Consider the following 16,793-nt stretch of genomic DNA (forward strand, 5'->3'; position numbering starts at 1 on the left):
AAATACATGGTTTCGCCTACGCTAAAAAGTGTCCTATCCCACCAGTCAGTGATAATATTCGATGTAATTATTTTTAAAGGATTGATATCAATGGCTTTTGCCCTGCGTTGTTTTTTTACATTATTATTGACGCTGAGCTTTACACTCCAGGCGTCCTTGACAAGTATTGCGACTCCCATTTCAAGCGAACCACAAGCAGAAGAGAGCGCCGTCAAACCCTATAATTATCAAGATATCCTTAGACGTGATACCCCTCGGGGTGCATTACAAGGATTTTTAGACTCAGCTTATAAGCAAGATTTTAAAACCGCAGCCGAGTATCTTGATGTACGTTATTTGCCTGATAATCTCGCCAAACAAGATGCCGAACTTTACGCAAAGCAACTACAAGCAATCATCGAACGCAATATCTGGGTTAATTTTAGCGAAATTAATGACACGCCAGCAGGCATGGCCAATGATCGTCTACCTGAGTACAGAGACACATTTGGTACGATTCAAATCAATGGGCAACAGATAGACCTGTACCTACAAAAAGTGCCAAACAAAGACATTGGTTTTATCTGGAAAATCTCTAATGCAACGCTCGCAAAAGTCCCCAAGCTCTATCAAGATCTTGGCTATGGCCCTCTGGTCGAATGGTTTATCGAGAACACACCTGAAGGCTATTTATTTAAGTTAAACTTATGGGAATGGGCGCTTTTACTGTGTTATTTATTTTTTGCTTTGCTCATTGTGATCCCAATCACTTGGTTGATTAAATGGTTTATTCTTCGCAGCGAAAACCAATTTAAGTTAGAAATTAGTGCGATTGTCACAGGCCCATTTCGCCTATTTTTGGCACTGGCTCTTGATCGAGCTTGGTTAGCCAATACCACACTCTCGGCATTAGCCACTGAAATTATCGATAATGGCGTGCTGTTTGTTCTTACTATTATGTGGTTAGTTTGGTCGTTAATTGGATTATTCCAATCTATTTTCCGTGAACACTTAATTAAAAAAGGCAATAAGCAAGGTGCATCATTACTGCGTCCTTTAGTTAATTTTGTACGAGTTATTTTATTAATACTCGCTCTTTTAATATGGCTTGAATCGCTCGGCTTTAATGCTGGCGCAATTTTAGCCGGTATGGGGATTGGCGGTGTTGCAATTGCGTTAGCGTCAAAGCAATCCATTGAGAACTTAATTGGCACAATGACACTTTATTCTGCTGCACCAATCAAAGTCGGTCATTTATGTAATTTTGGCGCAATGCGGGGAACAGTTGAAGAAATAGGCTTGCGCTGCACACGTATTCGAACCGTTGATCGTTCCGTCATTCATGTGCCCAATGCAAAGCTGGCCGAAATGGAAATCGAAAATATCTCTGAGCGTGAGAAAATCCGCTTTAAAACCGATATTCGTTTAGATTACTCAACCACTACCGCTCAGCTCAAAGCCATTACTGCTGATATTAAGTCATTACTTGAAAGCCATGAATTAGTTGATGAAAGTCCATTACGTGTCACCTTTAAAGGGTTTGGACAACATGGATTAGAAATCAATATTTTTGCATATCTGGGTACAACTAACTTGCCCAAGTACCAAATTGCAGCTGAAGAATTACAGTTCGGTATTATGGATATTGTTGCCAAGCATGGTTCGAAAATCGTGCCGATTATGCCGTATTTTCCCCCTAGCATATAAGGTTCTGTTTGCTCGAACACATACAAAGACCGCAGCTCTCGCTGCGGTTTATTTATTAAGTAGTGAGCGTTTGGCTTGAAAAACCGTCTGCTCTACGCGTGAGTTTCGCATCAAACCACATCAAAAATACCGCAGTAACTCCTCCTATAGCTGCAAAAATCCCCCACATCATCATCGGCATGTTGGCTTTTTTCGCAAGATCCGCATACAACCAACCAGATAAGAGACCTGCAAATAAATTTCCTAATGCCATCGAAACAAAATAGTAACCCATATACATTGCGGTATTTTCTTTTGGTGCGATAGCAGCGACATATTCTTGGCTTTTAGGCGAAGCCACCATCTCACCTAACGCAAAGACCAAAATCGATGTCACCATGAGCGTGCCTCCTAATAACATGCCATGCGCTAAACCTCCCATTATGTAACCTGCGGCCACTAACAGCGTACCGACAACAATCACTGGCAGAGCGTTTAATTGGTTACATAATTTACTAATCATGATTTGGCATAACACAATTAAAGCGAAGTCTAAGTTTATTAAATATTCTGGGTTAACTTGACGATATTGATTAATCCAATCACTGGTTAATTGTGATGCAGTTGAAGTGTGATTTATCACCCCACTGAGCCCTTCTTTAATTGCTTCAGGTGGCACCATCACTTTGTAATTAACCAAATCAAAATACAGGGCCTGAACATAGACTGGATCATTAACATCCCCTTGAAGCACTGCCTGTTCAATAAATTCAGTGAGTTTTTCTGGGTTAACAGCGGCTAAAAAGTCTAACCAACTCGGAACGAATTCTTTGATAATCAGAACTAAATCCTGAGTGTTGACAAAATCACGTATATACAACGGCGTAGTGATAAATAACTGTAAATACATGGTCCAAAACCCTGTTAATATCAGCAAATAAGTAACAAAATTTTTATTACCCACCTTGATTTTCTCTTGATACCAATATCCACCCGAAACGTTATTAACCATGCGACTCCAGACAACATTCAGTAATACCCACAACAGAGTGAATTGAATAAACATCGTAAAACTGATGGCACCTTTTGCTGCAATCATAATTGCGATGATTAAAGGCAGTACAAATACCGCTAAGCGACCATTTCCTAAGACTTGTTGCGCTTGTGATAAGACTGTTTTGAAACTTTCCGTACGAGTGGTTGTTTGAGGTTCATGGTAGAAAAAGATCACAGGAATAAAATTCAACACTATCCATAATGATGACATTATAAACACCATATCCCAGCCTATCACTCGCATGTACCCTGCAATCAACGGGCCTAAGAAACCACCAACATTAACCATGGTATAAAAAATTCCAAACCCTAAACCGCGATTTGTATCATCCGTCACACGACCGACTGTACCGACTACAATCGGCTTAAAACAAGCGGCACCTATCGCAACCGCCAAAAACACAGCGCAAAAAGACCAAAACTCCGTGACTTGCCCCAACAAATAGTAACTCGGGGCCATGATCGAAAATGAGACAATAAACATTTTTTTGTAGCCATAACGGTCCGCTAATGCGCCTGTAATAACCGGAAACAGATAGAGTAAAAATGGAATCATCCCTTGTAGAAATCCTCGCTCTTTATCACTAAAGCCCAGACCGCCTTGGGCTATTGGACTTGTCATGTAAAGCGATGACAGTGTGAAAAATCCATACCAAGCAAGACGCTCGAAGATTTCCATGGTGTTGGCGACATAAAAAGTTTGCCCAAAGGCAGTACGTTGGCTCATAATTGACAGCTATTATTGAATATAATATACAAAATATATTTTATATCTGGCAGATGCAACTTATTTAAGAAAATGTCTGAAAGGGGAATGTGAAAGCGTAACGTCACATTACGCTAGCTAATCTTTAGAAATTAAAAATAAAGAGTGACAGTGGTAAACCTGCACAAGTGATAAAAGTAAATAACACTTCTGTCATACTGGTTTAATGTAAAGGGGCTTTACATTACGGGCTTTCAAGCCAATTTAGTCCATATTCGGTTTGATAAAGGCTTAATAACTCAACAGCTTGTGCTTCAGAAAAGTGTTGATAATGATAGTCTTTTAACCACTTCTGAAATGCCGGAGTGTGATAAAGCTGATTAATTTCACCGATCACTTTTTCGCCTACTTTTGATTGACTACAAACAAAATACCCCGCTTCATTGGTCTCGTATTCTGAAATATTAATACTATAAGGTTGGATATCGGATGGTAATAGGTATGTATCAACGACAGATTGATATTCCACAATAAAATCTAAACGCTCTTTCATTAACATATTAACTAGCTGTTGATGGCTATTGATACCTTCAATAAAAACTAAATTATCTCGGTTAACATCGGCAGAGTAATTGAGTGCGCCCAAATAAGCTTGGGCTACTAAGCCTATTTTATGATGTGCAGACAAAGAGGCAAGGGATGCTGTTTGTGAAAAAATTAATAACTCAGGATTAACAAAAAACAGTTTTCGTTTAGGGTAGATGGAAGAAGGGAAATGTGAAAACAACATGGCTTTAGCACGCTGTGGATTCTTTAAAATATTATATGAGCAATAATCGCCTTCATTTTCTATTAGACTAATGCCTCTACCTAACGTTGTTTTAAATAGATCGGCGTCAAATTCTGGTGCTAATGCAACGTAAATCATTTGAAAAAGTGTCTTTTCTAACGGTTCATATTCAAACTCCCCTACTCCAACAGAACGAGACATAAAGTGCATTGTTTGTACTTTTTGACCTTCTTTTTCAATTGCCTCAGCAACACTAAATAATGTAAATGGAAAAAACAGCATCAAAAAAAATAAGCTTCTGAGTAACATAAGCTGACCTTACTTTTTAGGGTTACACTTTCACTTTAACCGCTTCTTTGAGTACAAAAATTGATTTTAATCGCTCAAACCAAAATGGAGCACCTAGTGAAATTAAAATAATAGAACAAATCAGGCCAAACATACGATTTAAAAAAGTAAACCAATCAAATTGGTTATTTTGATGGGGTATAAAGTATTCCATACCATGAGGCCAGACACTTAGCGATACTATCTCTGCTTTAATGAGAGTATGGCTCAGACAACTCAATTGTTGTTCGGTCGTTTTTGTACTCAAACATGAATTTTGGATACTTTTTGAAAATTGCTCGTGATCACTTACGCTGACAGCGATCCCTTTTTCCATCAAGGTAATTGTATTCAGCTGTAGTGATAAAACCAATAGACTGGAGCAAATTAAGGCACTGATGTGTGTCAGCCGCCTAAATCTAAATCGCATTTCAACTTCGATACGCGAAAAATAAGCCGCTAGTGTATCAAATAATTCTCTTTTAACGGAGGCTGTACATTCAATGTGGCGCAGCAAAACAATCTCAATTGCCTGCTGAACTTCTAAGAAACTGACTTCACTGCGCTCAAAAGAGCAAACTCTGAACTTAGTTTTAAGCGCTGGTTGCAATAAGCGAAGCAGAGCAATGTTAACTTCGTTTTTAAGGTCAGGCTTATTAACCACTTTGTTACTATCATGTGTATCGATCAAGTCAACACAATAGCTACCTATTGCATGCAACCCTAAAATTAAATTTTTCTGTCGCCACGAGGTACACTTTTGGATAACTTGAACACAACTACTGACGATTAAGCTCATAAATAGCATGGTCGTACAGAGTATGATTAACATCCCTATTATTTGAAAAATCATTTAAAATCATCATTATAATCTTTTCCAATAGTTGAGCATGTTTTGTTAATAAACTCAATATTGAACCTCTGTCACCGTTTAATTTTATTTTAAAAAATTATTACAATTAACTTATATCTTCTTTTCAATTGTTTTGGCACACTCAAAATGTTTCTAAGAGGTATTAAAGGGCTGACGCATTAAAGTCATCCCTTTAATACTTTTGAGGAATTAACATGTCAACAAAACGTCCAAAAATTGTGATTGTCGGCGGTGGAGCTGGCGGGCTTGCACTGGCAACACAATTGGGTCACAAATTAGGAAAAAAAGACCACGCAGAAATTTTTCTAGTAGATAAAAATCGAAGTCATATATGGAAGCCTCTATTGCATGAGGTCGCCACAGGCTCCCTTGATGCTGATTTAGATGGCGTCATTTATAGTGCTCATGCAGCGAAGCATTCTTACCGATTTGTTTTAGGAACATTTATCGATTTGAATCAACAAGATAAAACTGTCACGTTAAGTGCTTTATCAGATGAAGATGGCCATGAGATCCTACCGCAACGCTCTATGGATTATGATTATTTAGTTTTAGCGATTGGTAGTGTCTGTAATGATTTCAATACTCCTGGCGTAAAAGAACAGTGTTATTTCCTTGATTCCAATCAGCAAGCAGAGCGTTTTCAACATGCCCTACTGGATAATTTTACCCGGGTCCATCAAACGAGTGATTCTCACACCCCTTTGAAAATTGCAATAGTCGGTGGTGGGGCCACAGGAGTCGAACTATCAGCTGAGTTATACCATGTGACGGATTTACTCAAAATGTATGGCTTAACCAATATGACAGCGAGTAAATTACACATTAGCTTAATAGAGGCTGGACCGAGGATTTTACCGGCATTATCAGAACGTATTGCAATCTCAGCCAAACGCGAATTACATAAATTAGGTGTCAATATCCTCGAAAATACGCAAGTCAAGGCTGCATTTTCCGATGGCTTCATGATTCAAGATGAACATCGAATTGAAGCGGATATTATGGTTTGGGCGGCAGGCGTTAAAGCACCGGATTTTATAAAAAATTTAGCGTTTTTCGAGCGAACCCGAAACAACCAGATTAAAGTGAATGACTTTTTACAATCAACCGTTAATGACACCATATTTGTTATCGGTGATTGCTGTGCTTTTACACAAGCTGATGGTTCTCAGGTTCCGCCTAGAGCTCAATCTGCACATCAGATGGCAAACACTGTCAAAAACAATATAATCGCCTGCGTTGAAGGCCGTGCCCTTCAAAAATTTAACTATCAAGACCATGGTTCTCTTGTTAATTTATCGCGTTTTAGTACAGTGGGTAGTTTAATGGGTAATTTAACTAAGAACAGTTTTTTTATTGAAGGCAAAATTGCAAGAATGATGTATATCTCGTTATACCGAATGCATCAACGCGCTATCCACGGTGTTTGGCGAACGATGGGCTTATGGCTTAGCGAAAAAATGCTGCGCATTGTTAGACCAAAAATGAAATTACATTAATTAATTTATGTAATTAACCTCAGATCTGCATAAGAATTAAAGCCGAGTCACTTTTATACTCGGCTTTTTAGTCTGAAAAGTATAGGCAATTAATCCAGCCATTAAATTAACCATAAATGAGATGCAGCTGCGGTGCCTTGTGTGGTCTATTTGAGCCATATTTTTCAGCTGGTCGAAAACTGTTTCAATGATGAAACGCTTTGATAACATCGCTCTATCCCAAGATGATATTGGCTGACGTTTCATATTACTTCGTTGACCTGTAATAAAATCAATGCCTTGCTCAGCAAGTTCCGCTTTTAAGTTTGCAGATACATAACCTTTATCAGCGTATAAACTACCTGTAACATTATCAACCATATCTAATACCGGCTGTCTATCATCAACATTCCCAGCTGTCACTTTTACAGCTAATAAACCCCCTTCATCATTCATGATGAGGTGAAGTTTAAAGCCATAAAACCAGCCCATTGTTCCTTTGCCTCGTTTGGCTTCTCCCGCGAAAACTTGGTGACGAGGAATACGCATGTTGTGACACACCTTGAGAGAAGTGGAATCGATAAATGCAATGCCTGTTGGTTTATCAAAGCGCTGCTTCAGATAGCTGCACAGAGCAGGTAACGTGGCCTGAAGTAACTTCAACATACGTGTATAACTGACTAAATCAGGAAAATAATGTCGCCAATACTGACAAACAAATTTGGTGTAGTAAGTTTTAAAATCGCGATAACCTGATTGATGAAAAGCAATTAATATAGTCATCACTTCGCTAGAGGATAGTCGAGATGGCTTAATGCGTTGCTTTTCACCTGATTCTATTAGGTGTTTAAGCCATTGAGGTTCAAACAATAAACAAAAATCATCGACATCTACGTAAATTGCATCTAAGTTATTCATGCCCTTGCCTCGGTAATCTTATGTTTCTTGGTCGAAAGATCTGATCACCGCAAGGGCATTTAGTTCCATTTCTTATGTGCGGCTCAGGTTAATTATCGGCGGCTCAACAATTAACGTTGAGTCGAACGCACATAATACAAAGAGTGAATTGATTTTACTCATCCCTGACTTTAGTTATCTACGCAACCCACTGCCACTACCACTACCACTACCACTACCACTACCACTACCACTACCACTACCACTACCACTACCATGTATCATTCGCGTCTCAGAAGCTGTTAGCAACTAAACCAGGCTGAAATATCGGCCATTATTTTGTCATTGTATCTTTAAACTAGCAATTTCTGACAAACAAAGCGTCCCACCGATACAAGCGGCATAAAAAAAGCCCAGTTAAACTGGGCTTCTGATTCATTTTAAAAATTACACTGTGGCAAGGTTACCTTCAAAGGTAAAATCGAGTTTATTATCCTTAAGATTAATTTTAACTGTGCCGCCTTCGGTAAGTTCACCAAACAAAATTTCATTCGCTAAAGGTTTTTTCAATCTTTCTTGAATTACGCGTGCCATCGGGCGCGCACCCATTGCTTGATCATATCCTTCATTTGCTAGCCATTGGCGTGCCTTCTCTGACAATTCAAGGCAAACAGATTTCTTATCAAGCTGTGCTTGCAATTCGACAATAAATTTATCAACAACTTGTAAAATCACTTCTTCGTTAAGATGATTGAACCAAATAATATTGTCTAAGCGGTTTCTAAATTCAGGGGTGAAAGTTTTATTGATTTCAGACAACGCATCATGTGAATGGTCTTGTTGTTTGAAGCCAATTGATTTACGGATTGTTTCTTGTACACCCGCATTAGTCGTCATCACTAAAATAATGTTTCTAAAATCAGCTTTACGCCCATTGTTATCTGTCAATGTACCATGATCCATCACTTGCAGCAGGATATTAAAAATATCAGAGTGAGCCTTTTCTATTTCATCCAACAACACCACTGCATGGGGTTGTTTAATCACAGCTTCTGTGAGTAAACCACCTTGCTCAAAGCCAACATAGCCAGGAGGCGCACCGATCAGGCGGCTAATCGCGTGACGCTCCATGTATTCAGACATATCAAACCTGATTAAATCAACCCCCATACATTTAGCAAGCTGCTTGGTGACTTCGGTTTTCCCCACCCCTGTTGGACCTGCAAATAAGAATGAACCTATCGGTTTGTCCTCACTCGACAAGCCTGAGCGAGATAATCTAATCGCGGCGGTGAGCGCATCAATAGACTCGTCTTGCCCAAACACCACCATTTTAAGGTTACGGTCAATGTTTTTTAAGGTTTCTTTATCCGACGAAGAAACACTTTGCTGAGGGATACGCGCCATTTTTGCAATGATTTGCTCTATATCTGCCACACCGATGGTTTTTTTGCGTTTCGACGCCGTCAACAAGCGTTGGTTAGCACCTGCCTCATCAATCACATCGATTGCTTTATCAGGTAAGTGACGTTCATTAATGTATTTAGCACTGAGCTCTGCAGCAGCACGTAATGCTTTTTGCGTATAACGGATTCCATGATGCTGTTCATAACGTTCTTTTAAACCATTTAAGATTTTTGTCGTATCTTCTACTGAAGGTTCAGCGACATCTATCTTTTGGAAGCGTCGTACTAACGCACGATCTTTTTCGAAAATATTTTTAAACTCACCGTATGTAGTTGAGCCCATACAACGGAGCTTTCCGCTCGATAGTAACGGTTTAATTAAATTCGAGGCATCCATCACACCACCTGAGGCCGCACCAGCGCCGATAATAGTGTGTATTTCATCTATGAATAAAATGGCGTCAGGTTCTTTTTGAAGCTGTTTTAGCAATGTCTTAAACCGTTTTTCAAAATCTCCGCGGTATTTTGTACCCGCTAATAGCGCCCCCATATCCAAAGAGTATACAACAGCGTCTTTGATGACTTCTGGCACATCGTCATTAACAATGCGATAAGCAAGCCCTTCAGCAATGGCCGTTTTACCGACACCAGCTTCACCGACCAATAACGGATTATTCTTTTTACGACGACATAACACTTGCACAGCACGCTCAACCTCAGCATCACGTCCTATTAAAGGGTCAATATGACCTTGTTCAGCTTGCTGATTTAAATTTGTCGTAAAATTAGAGAGTTGATTCGATTCTTCTTGCGGAGATTCAAGTATTTCATCCGACATTTCATCATGCTCTTCGTCATCATGATGAGAGTCCAGTTTTGAAATACCATGAGAGATATAATTAACAATATCAAGCCGAGTAACGTCATTCTTTTTAAGTAAATAAACGGCCTGACTTTCTTGCTCACTAAAGATTGCAACCAATACATTCGCACCGGTTACTTCGTTCTTTCCTGATGACTGCACGTGAAAAACTGCGCGTTGTAAAACTCGTTGGAAGCCAAGTGTTGGCTGGGTTTCTCGATCTTGCTCAAGCTCGGGAATTAAAGGTGTTGTTTCATCAATAAAGTCAGACAAGGATGACTTTAACGAAGGTAAATCGGTGCCGCAGCCCGTTAACGCTTCAATGGCGGCTGGGTTATCAAGCAAAGCTAATAGTAAATGTTCAACCGTCATGAATTCATGGCGACGGGTTCTCGCTTCACGAAAAGCTGAGTTTAGGGTAATTTCAAGATCTTTGTTTAGCATAGGCAACTCCTAACAGCTCAGAATATATCTGGTTATACCTGCTCATAACTACAAAGCAGTGGATGCTCGTTATCACGTGCGAATTGATTAACTTGAGCCGCTTTGGTTTCAGCAATTTCTGCAGAATACACACCGCACACTGCTCGACCCTCATAATGAACTTTAAGCATAATCTCTGCCGCTTGTTCATTCGTCTTATTAAAAAACTTCATGATTACTTCTATGACAAAATCCATAGGGGTGTAATCATCATTATTTAAGATTACTTGATACTGTTTAGGTGGCTTAAGCTTTTGCTTTTCACTGTCCTTTACGGTATCGATTACATCTGACTCTTTATAACCACTCATAATATTAATATAGTCATCTCATGGGTTCTCAAGCAAACTTGAGAAGGAAAATAATAAAAAAATATTTGATTAAAAAAACAACCAAAAAACACTTGACTGATTGCTCATTTAAACTACAGTCGTTTATGAACATGGTTAGTCACTAACCAGTTTACCAATTTATAGTTGTTTAGAATAACTAAATTAGTCAACTTATAGAAGGATGTAGAAGTATGGCTTGCGGAAAAGTCAAATGGTTCAATAACGCAAAAGGGTTTGGTTTCATTGTCGCTGATGGTCGTGAAGAAGATATCTTTGCTCACTTTTCAACAATCACAATGGATGGTTACAAAACCCTAAAAGCTGGCCAAGACGTTACATTTGAATTGCAGGAAGGTCCTAAAGGGCTTCACGCAACGAATATAGAACCAAGTGGTGAAATACTCGAGTGAGTGTTTTTTAAGCAATAAAAGCGGGTTAACCCGCTTTTTGTTTTTTAAAGTTAGCCCATCCAATTTTGTGTTTCTTCTTATACTATTCGGTAATAAGTATCCCCCTGTTTTATTTACTAACTCACTGATATACTAATGCGCGAAAACGTGATTGGATTAAATAACTATTTTTATGTGCCGTTTAAATCCAGTTTCAAATTGTCCATCTAACATGGCTTTAAGTGTTCTTGTTATTGGATACCTCTAATTGACTTACTCTATTTATACTGAGTAGCAATGAAATGCATTGTTGATTAAGGCGTTTACGCCCACACTTTAGGAAGAATGATGACTACAAAAACATCAAAGATCATATACACAAAGACCGACGAAGCGCCGGCTTTAGCAACGTATTCTCTTTTACCAATTATCCAAGCATTCACCAAAGTTTCTGGTGTTGAAGTTGAAACGCGTGATATTTCTCTAGCTGGTCGTGTTATTGCAAACTTCCCTGAGTACCTTACCGAAGAGCAGCGCATTGGTGATGCGTTAGCTGAACTAGGTGATTTAGCAAAAACACCTGAAGCAAATATTATCAAACTCCCTAATATCAGTGCATCAGTGCCTCAGTTACAAGCCGTTATTAAAGAGTTACAAGCACAGGGTTACGCGTTGCCTAACTACCCAGAAGAAGCAAAAACTGACGAAGAAAAAGCGATTAAAGCAACTTACGACAAGATTAAAGGCAGCGCTGTAAATCCAGTTCTTCGTGAAGGTAATTCAGATCGCCGAGCACCAGGGTCTGTAAAACAATACGCAAAAACAAACCCTCACTCAATGGGTGCGTGGGATAAAAACTCCAAATCTCACGTAGCAAGTATGACTCAAGGTGACTTTTTCTCATCAGAGCAATCAGTCACAGTTGAACAAGCAACTGATGTACGTATCGAACATGTTGCCACAAATGGCGAAACCACTGTTTTAAAAGCAAGCACACCACTTTTAGCAGGTGAAGTAATTGATTCTTCAGTATTAAGTGCTGCAGCTTTACGCGAGTTTCTAGAGCTTGAAATTAACAATGCTAAGCAAGAAGATGTACTTTTATCTGTCCACTTAAAAGCGACCATGATGAAAGTATCTGACCCAATTATTTTCGGTCATGCTGTAACGGTATTTTTCAAAGATGTTTTTGCTAAACACGCAGCACTTTTTGCAGAACTGGGTGTTGATGTCAATAACGGTCTAGGTGACGTGTATAGCAAAATTCAAACATTACCATCACAAAAGCGTGAAGAAATTGAAGCTGATATCGCCGCCGTTTACCAACAACGACCTGCACTTGCTATGGTTGATTCAGATAAAGGCATTACGAATCTTCACGTTCCTAGCGATGTTATCATTGATGCGTCGATGCCTGCTTGTATCCGTTCTTCAGGTCAAATGTGGGGCCCTGACGGCCAATTAAAAGATACTAAAGCAATCATTCCTGACCGTAGCTATGCCGGTGTTTACCAAGCAACCATCGATTTTTGTAAAGAGCATGGTGCATTTGATCCTACAACCATGGGTAGCGTGCCTAATGTTGGTCTAATGGCTCAAAAAGCGGAAGAGTACGGCTCGCACGACAAAACGTTTGAAGTAGCCGCAGCCGGTGAAATTCGCGTAGTTGACACAAACGGTTCTGTATTACTACAACACGCTGTTGACCAAGGTGATATCTGGCGCATGTGTCAAGTTAAAGATGCACCAATTCAAGACTGGGTTAAACTTGCTGTTAACCGCGCACGTTTATCGGATACCCCAGCAGTATTTTGGTTAGATGAAAACCGTGCACATGATGCCCAGTTAATCAAAAAAGTAAATGCATATTTACCGCAGCATGACACCACGGGTTTAGAAATTCATATTCTTTCTCCAATCGATGCAACGAAATTTTCGCTTGACCGTATTAAGCAAGGCTTGGACACTATTTCTGTAACAGGCAACGTATTGCGTGATTACTTAACAGATTTATTCCCTATCCTTGAACTTGGCACCAGCGCGAAAATGCTTTCAATCGTGCCGCTAATGAATGGTGGTGGTTTATTCGAAACAGGCGCAGGTGGTTCAGCGCCTAAGCATGTTCAACAGTTCGAAAAAGAAAACCATTTACGTTGGGATTCTTTAGGTGAATTCTTAGCGTTAGCCGCATCTTTAGAACACCTAAGTGTGACCGCTAACAATGACAAAGCTAAGGTATTAGCCGACACACTAGATGAAGCGACCGCTAAATTCTTGCAAGAGAATAAATCACCTTCACGCCGTGTTAATGAGCTAGATAACCGCGGAAGTCACTTCTATTTGACTCTTTACTGGGCTCAAGCGTTAGCAGCACAAACAACAAATGCTGAACTAGCTGGAATTTTTGCAACGCCTGCAGCTGAGCTTGCAAACAACGAAGCCACTATCGTAAACGAATTAAACTCTGCACAAGGTGTGAGTGTTGATGTAAACGGCTATTACTTCCCAAGCGATGAGCTTGCAAGTAAAGCAATGCGCCCAAGCGCCACCCTTAATACAATTATCAACAATATCTAATTGATAGTTGATTGAAACAATCAGGGCACTTCGGTGCCCTTTTTTATTTATCTCGGTATAATTAGCTTATTAATCGATTTCAGAGTGACCTTATGCCTTCTCACCAAAGTAGACGCCCTCCTGTTTCACGTAAAAAACCCAATCAGAAATTCGTTAAACCACGTCCGGAAGAACAAAAGATCGTACTGTTTAATAAACCATTTGATGTGTTGTGCCAGTTTACCGATCAAGAAGGCCGTCAAACATTAGCTGATTTTGTCTCAATTAAAGATGTATATGCAGCTGGGCGGCTAGATCGTGACAGTGAAGGATTATTGGTGCTGACCAATGACGGGCAACTACAAAATAAGCTGGCTTCCCCTAAACATAAAACTAGTAAAACTTATTGGGTTCAAGTTGAAGGTGTCCCTTCTGAGCAAGCTATCATATCATTGTGTCAAGGTGTCGAGCTTAAAGACGGCATGACCCTGCCCGCAAAAGTCGAAATCATGGCTGAACCTACAATCTGGCCGCGCACGCCCCCTATTCGAGAGCGGCAAAATATTCCTACGACTTGGTTATCAGTGACATTGACTGAAGGAAGAAATCGACAAGTACGACGAATGACGGCACACATTGGTCATCCAACTTTACGTTTAATCCGCTACCGCATTGGCAAATGGACTATCGATGGAATAGAAAATGGCCAATGTAAAGATGTCTCTAAGGTCAAATAATGCATAAACCGAATGTGACTGTCGCCGCTGTTGTTCAATACCAAGATACTTACCTTTTTGTAATAGAAAAAGACAAAGCATCTAACCAACAAGTAATCAATCAACCCGCTGGGCACTTAGAACTCAATGAAACGCTTATCGAAGCCTGCCAAAGAGAACTATTTCAAGAAACTGGTTTGAGTTTGACTCCCGAAAGTTTCATAGGTTCATATCGATATCTCGCCCCGACAGGCACTGACTATTTACGGTTTTGTTTTTATTTTCAGATCGATAGCTTAAGTCAGCCTCTCGCGCCACAGGATAAAGATATCGAACAAGCGCTTTGGCTAACAAAAGATCAACTCAAACACTACTCCTTACGTAGCCCATTAGTCCTGCAATGTATTATCGATGCAGAACAACGACCAAGGATAAGCCTCGATTATATTTGTGGTTAATTAGCATTAAGTTACCATTTAGCCGTCCGCAATTGCGTGCTACAATATGCGCCTTTAAAATCTTTAGTTAGTATCACTATGAGCGACAACAGTAACATCAAAGTCATCGTCGGTATGTCCGGTGGTGTCGATTCTTCCGTTTCAGCCTACTTGTTAATGCAACAGGGGTATCAGGTTGAAGGTCTTTTCATGAAAAACTGGGAAGAAGATGATACTGATGAATACTGTGCGGCTGCCGACGATCTCAAAGACGCGCAAGCCGTGTGTGAAAAATTAGGGATCCCACTCCATACCGTTAATTTCGCGTCTGAATACTGGGATAACGTGTTCGAGTATTTTCTTGAAGAATACAAAGCAGGCCGTACACCAAACCCCGATATTATGTGTAACAAGGAAATTAAATTTAAGGCCTTTTTACAATTTGCAGCTGAAGCCCTCAATGCAGACTTCATTGCAACCGGTCATTATGTTCGTCGAGCCTTACGTGATGATAAATATGTCATGTTGCGTGGTGATGATAATAACAAAGATCAGAGCTATTTCTTATACACGCTCAGTCATGAACATTTAGCCCAAACCCTTTTCCCTGTCGGCGAAATCGAAAAGCCTGAAGTACGTCGTATTGCTGAAGAGCAAAACCTTATCACCCATGATAAAAAAGACAGTACCGGGATCTGCTTTATTGGTGAGCGTAAATTTAAAGATTTCTTACAAAAGTTTTTGCCGGCGCAGCCGGGTAAAATCGAAGATACCGACGGCGAGGTTGTGGGTGAACATGAAGGCCTGATGTACCACACGCTAGGCCAACGAAAAGGTCTATTAATCGGTGGAATGAAAGAAGGCTCTGGAGAGCCTTGGTATGTGGTTGATAAAGATCTCGAACGAAATGTTCTAGTGGTTGGTCAAGGGAAAGATCATCCTCGCCTGTTTGCCAATGGTTTAATGGCCAACCAGCTTCACTGGGTTGATCGCATGGGTCCTAAAACAACTTTACGCTGCACTGTAAAAACACGTTATCGTCAAACAGACGTGCCATGTACCCTACTTGTTGGTGACGATGGCTATGCCCGTGTATTATTTGACCAGCCAGAAAAAGCGGTCACACCCGGACAATCTGCGGTGTTTTATTTAGACGATGTTTGTCTGGGTGGCGGTATTATTGATTCGGTAATAAAATGAGTATTCACAATCAAGTAATGGCACTGGCTGCAATGTGCCAAGTTGCAAAATATGTTCAAAAAGTAGCGCAGTCGGGCCAGCTGAATGACCATGATCTCGACATCATGTTATTAAGTTTAATTCAAACAGATCCAGACAGCCCTGAAGAAATTTATGGTGCTCATGCTAATTTACGTGAAGGATACCGCCTTGTTGTTCAACAACTAGAAAGTGGCGCTGAAAAAGATATTGAAATGGTCAAGTATGTCGGGGGATTGATTCAACTAGAACGTGCACTCAATGCTAAACCACAAAATATGGCCTTACTAGGTAACCGCCTTGATGACATTAAACGACGTTTGAACCATTTTGATATCCATGATGAAACAATCATTGCGAGTTTTGCCGATATCTACGCCGAAGTAGTCAGTCCCCTTGGCCAACGGATCCAAGTTTTTGGCAAACCAACGTTACTTTCACATAAGCCTGTTCAAAACAAAATTCGAGCCTTATTACTTGCCGGGATCCGTGCTGCGGTTCTTTGGCGTCAAATGGGTGGCAAACGTCGCCACTTCTTTTTGGCAAAAGGTAAAATTGTTACAACTGCAAAATCAATGTATTAACTTAAGATCTTACATTA

General features: G+C 40.0%; 14 protein-coding genes. 8 read left to right on the top strand and 6 right to left on the bottom strand.

Annotated features, from left to right (window positions below):
• Positions 1 to 90: 90 nt before the first annotated feature.
• Complete coding sequence (locus AC3KVK_RS09010; RefSeq protein WP_490311869.1) at positions 91 to 1,686, top strand: mechanosensitive ion channel family protein; 1,596 nt, start codon at positions 91 to 93, stop codon at positions 1,684 to 1,686.
• A 55-nt stretch (positions 1,687 to 1,741) separates the two neighbouring features.
• Here the strand turns inward: AC3KVK_RS09010 and AC3KVK_RS09015 are convergent, their stop codons facing one another.
• From AC3KVK_RS09015 to AC3KVK_RS09025, 3 genes are all read right to left on the bottom strand, one after another.
• Entirely contained in the window at positions 1,742 to 3,448 is a 1,707-nt protein-coding gene (locus AC3KVK_RS09015) for an MFS transporter (RefSeq protein ID WP_490311868.1), read from the bottom strand.
• 223 nt (positions 3,449 to 3,671) lie between these two features.
• Entirely contained in the window at positions 3,672 to 4,526 is an 855-nt protein-coding gene (locus tag AC3KVK_RS09020) for a hypothetical protein (RefSeq protein ID WP_490311867.1), read from the bottom strand.
• 22 nt (positions 4,527 to 4,548) lie between these two features.
• Entirely contained in the window at positions 4,549 to 5,397 is an 849-nt protein-coding gene (locus AC3KVK_RS09025) for a hypothetical protein (RefSeq protein WP_490311866.1), read from the bottom strand.
• A 215-nt stretch (positions 5,398 to 5,612) separates the two neighbouring features.
• On the opposite strand from AC3KVK_RS09025, the gene AC3KVK_RS09030 reads away from it, so the two are divergent.
• On the top strand, positions 5,613 to 6,917 hold the full coding sequence (locus tag AC3KVK_RS09030; RefSeq protein WP_490311865.1) for an NAD(P)/FAD-dependent oxidoreductase: 1,305 nt from the start codon (positions 5,613 to 5,615) through the stop codon (positions 6,915 to 6,917).
• A gap of 36 nt (positions 6,918 to 6,953) precedes the next feature.
• On the opposite strand, the gene AC3KVK_RS09035 is transcribed toward AC3KVK_RS09030, so the two are convergent.
• The 3 genes from AC3KVK_RS09035 to clpS form a co-directional block, all read right to left on the bottom strand.
• Positions 6,954 to 7,814: an IS982 family transposase gene (locus tag AC3KVK_RS09035; RefSeq protein WP_248532008.1), complete on the bottom strand. Its 861-nt coding sequence runs from the start codon at positions 7,812 to 7,814 to the stop codon at positions 6,954 to 6,956.
• A gap of 426 nt (positions 7,815 to 8,240) precedes the next feature.
• Complete coding sequence (gene clpA / locus AC3KVK_RS09040; RefSeq protein ID WP_490313052.1) at positions 8,241 to 10,505, bottom strand: ATP-dependent Clp protease ATP-binding subunit ClpA; 2,265 nt, start codon at positions 10,503 to 10,505, stop codon at positions 8,241 to 8,243.
• A 32-nt stretch (positions 10,506 to 10,537) separates the two neighbouring features.
• A complete protein-coding gene (clpS, locus tag AC3KVK_RS09045) occupies positions 10,538 to 10,855 on the bottom strand; it encodes an ATP-dependent Clp protease adapter ClpS (protein ID WP_490313051.1) in 318 nt (105 codons plus the stop codon).
• 212 nt (positions 10,856 to 11,067) lie between these two features.
• On the opposite strand from clpS, the gene cspD reads away from it, so the two are divergent.
• The 6 genes from cspD (at position 11,068) to hflD (ending at position 16,776) form a co-directional block, all read left to right on the top strand.
• Complete coding sequence (cspD, locus tag AC3KVK_RS09050; protein ID WP_490313050.1) at positions 11,068 to 11,286, top strand: cold shock domain-containing protein CspD; 219 nt, start codon at positions 11,068 to 11,070, stop codon at positions 11,284 to 11,286.
• 327 nt (positions 11,287 to 11,613) lie between these two features.
• A complete protein-coding gene (locus AC3KVK_RS09055; RefSeq protein WP_490313056.1) occupies positions 11,614 to 13,842 on the top strand; it encodes an NADP-dependent isocitrate dehydrogenase in 2,229 nt (742 codons plus the stop codon).
• Between the two features lie 92 nt (positions 13,843 to 13,934).
• Positions 13,935 to 14,558, top strand: a complete 624-nt coding sequence (locus tag AC3KVK_RS09060) for a pseudouridine synthase (RefSeq protein ID WP_490313049.1) — start codon at positions 13,935 to 13,937, stop codon at positions 14,556 to 14,558.
• The gene (locus AC3KVK_RS09065; protein ID WP_490313048.1) at positions 14,558 to 14,995 is read left to right on the top strand and encodes an NUDIX domain-containing protein; all 438 of its coding nucleotides are present in this window, start codon (positions 14,558 to 14,560) and stop codon (positions 14,993 to 14,995) included. Before AC3KVK_RS09060 ends, AC3KVK_RS09065 begins: the two co-directional genes overlap by 1 nt.
• 78 nt (positions 14,996 to 15,073) lie before the next feature.
• On the top strand, positions 15,074 to 16,174 hold the full coding sequence (mnmA, locus tag AC3KVK_RS09070) for a tRNA 2-thiouridine(34) synthase MnmA (protein ID WP_490313047.1): 1,101 nt from the start codon (positions 15,074 to 15,076) through the stop codon (positions 16,172 to 16,174).
• Positions 16,171 to 16,776, top strand: a complete 606-nt coding sequence (hflD, locus tag AC3KVK_RS09075) for a high frequency lysogenization protein HflD (protein WP_490313046.1) — start codon at positions 16,171 to 16,173, stop codon at positions 16,774 to 16,776. The genes mnmA and hflD overlap by 4 nt, the downstream gene beginning before the upstream one ends.
• The last annotated feature ends 17 nt before the right edge of the window (positions 16,777 to 16,793 follow it).

This window comes from Pseudoalteromonas sp. J2K-J979, from assembly GCF_058169715.2.

Coding starts and splice junctions, on each gene's coding strand:
- AC3KVK_RS09010 (WP_490311869.1), top strand. CDS start 91: ATGGCTTTTGCCCTGCGTTGTTTTTTTACATTATTATTGACGCTGAGC.
- AC3KVK_RS09015 (WP_490311868.1), bottom strand. CDS start 3,448: ATGAGCCAACGTACTGCCTTTGGGCAAACTTTTTATGTCGCCAACACC.
- AC3KVK_RS09020 (WP_490311867.1), bottom strand. CDS start 4,526: ATGTTACTCAGAAGCTTATTTTTTTTGATGCTGTTTTTTCCATTTACA.
- AC3KVK_RS09025 (WP_490311866.1), bottom strand. CDS start 5,397: ATGATTTTTCAAATAATAGGGATGTTAATCATACTCTGTACGACCATG.
- AC3KVK_RS09030 (WP_490311865.1), top strand. CDS start 5,613: ATGTCAACAAAACGTCCAAAAATTGTGATTGTCGGCGGTGGAGCTGGC.
- AC3KVK_RS09035 (WP_248532008.1), bottom strand. CDS start 7,814: ATGAATAACTTAGATGCAATTTACGTAGATGTCGATGATTTTTGTTTA.
- clpA (WP_490313052.1), bottom strand. CDS start 10,505: ATGCTAAACAAAGATCTTGAAATTACCCTAAACTCAGCTTTTCGTGAA.
- clpS (WP_490313051.1), bottom strand. CDS start 10,855: ATGAGTGGTTATAAAGAGTCAGATGTAATCGATACCGTAAAGGACAGT.
- cspD (WP_490313050.1), top strand. CDS start 11,068: ATGGCTTGCGGAAAAGTCAAATGGTTCAATAACGCAAAAGGGTTTGGT.
- AC3KVK_RS09055 (WP_490313056.1), top strand. CDS start 11,614: ATGACTACAAAAACATCAAAGATCATATACACAAAGACCGACGAAGCG.
- AC3KVK_RS09060 (WP_490313049.1), top strand. CDS start 13,935: ATGCCTTCTCACCAAAGTAGACGCCCTCCTGTTTCACGTAAAAAACCC.
- AC3KVK_RS09065 (WP_490313048.1), top strand. CDS start 14,558: ATGCATAAACCGAATGTGACTGTCGCCGCTGTTGTTCAATACCAAGAT.
- mnmA (WP_490313047.1), top strand. CDS start 15,074: ATGAGCGACAACAGTAACATCAAAGTCATCGTCGGTATGTCCGGTGGT.
- hflD (WP_490313046.1), top strand. CDS start 16,171: ATGAGTATTCACAATCAAGTAATGGCACTGGCTGCAATGTGCCAAGTT.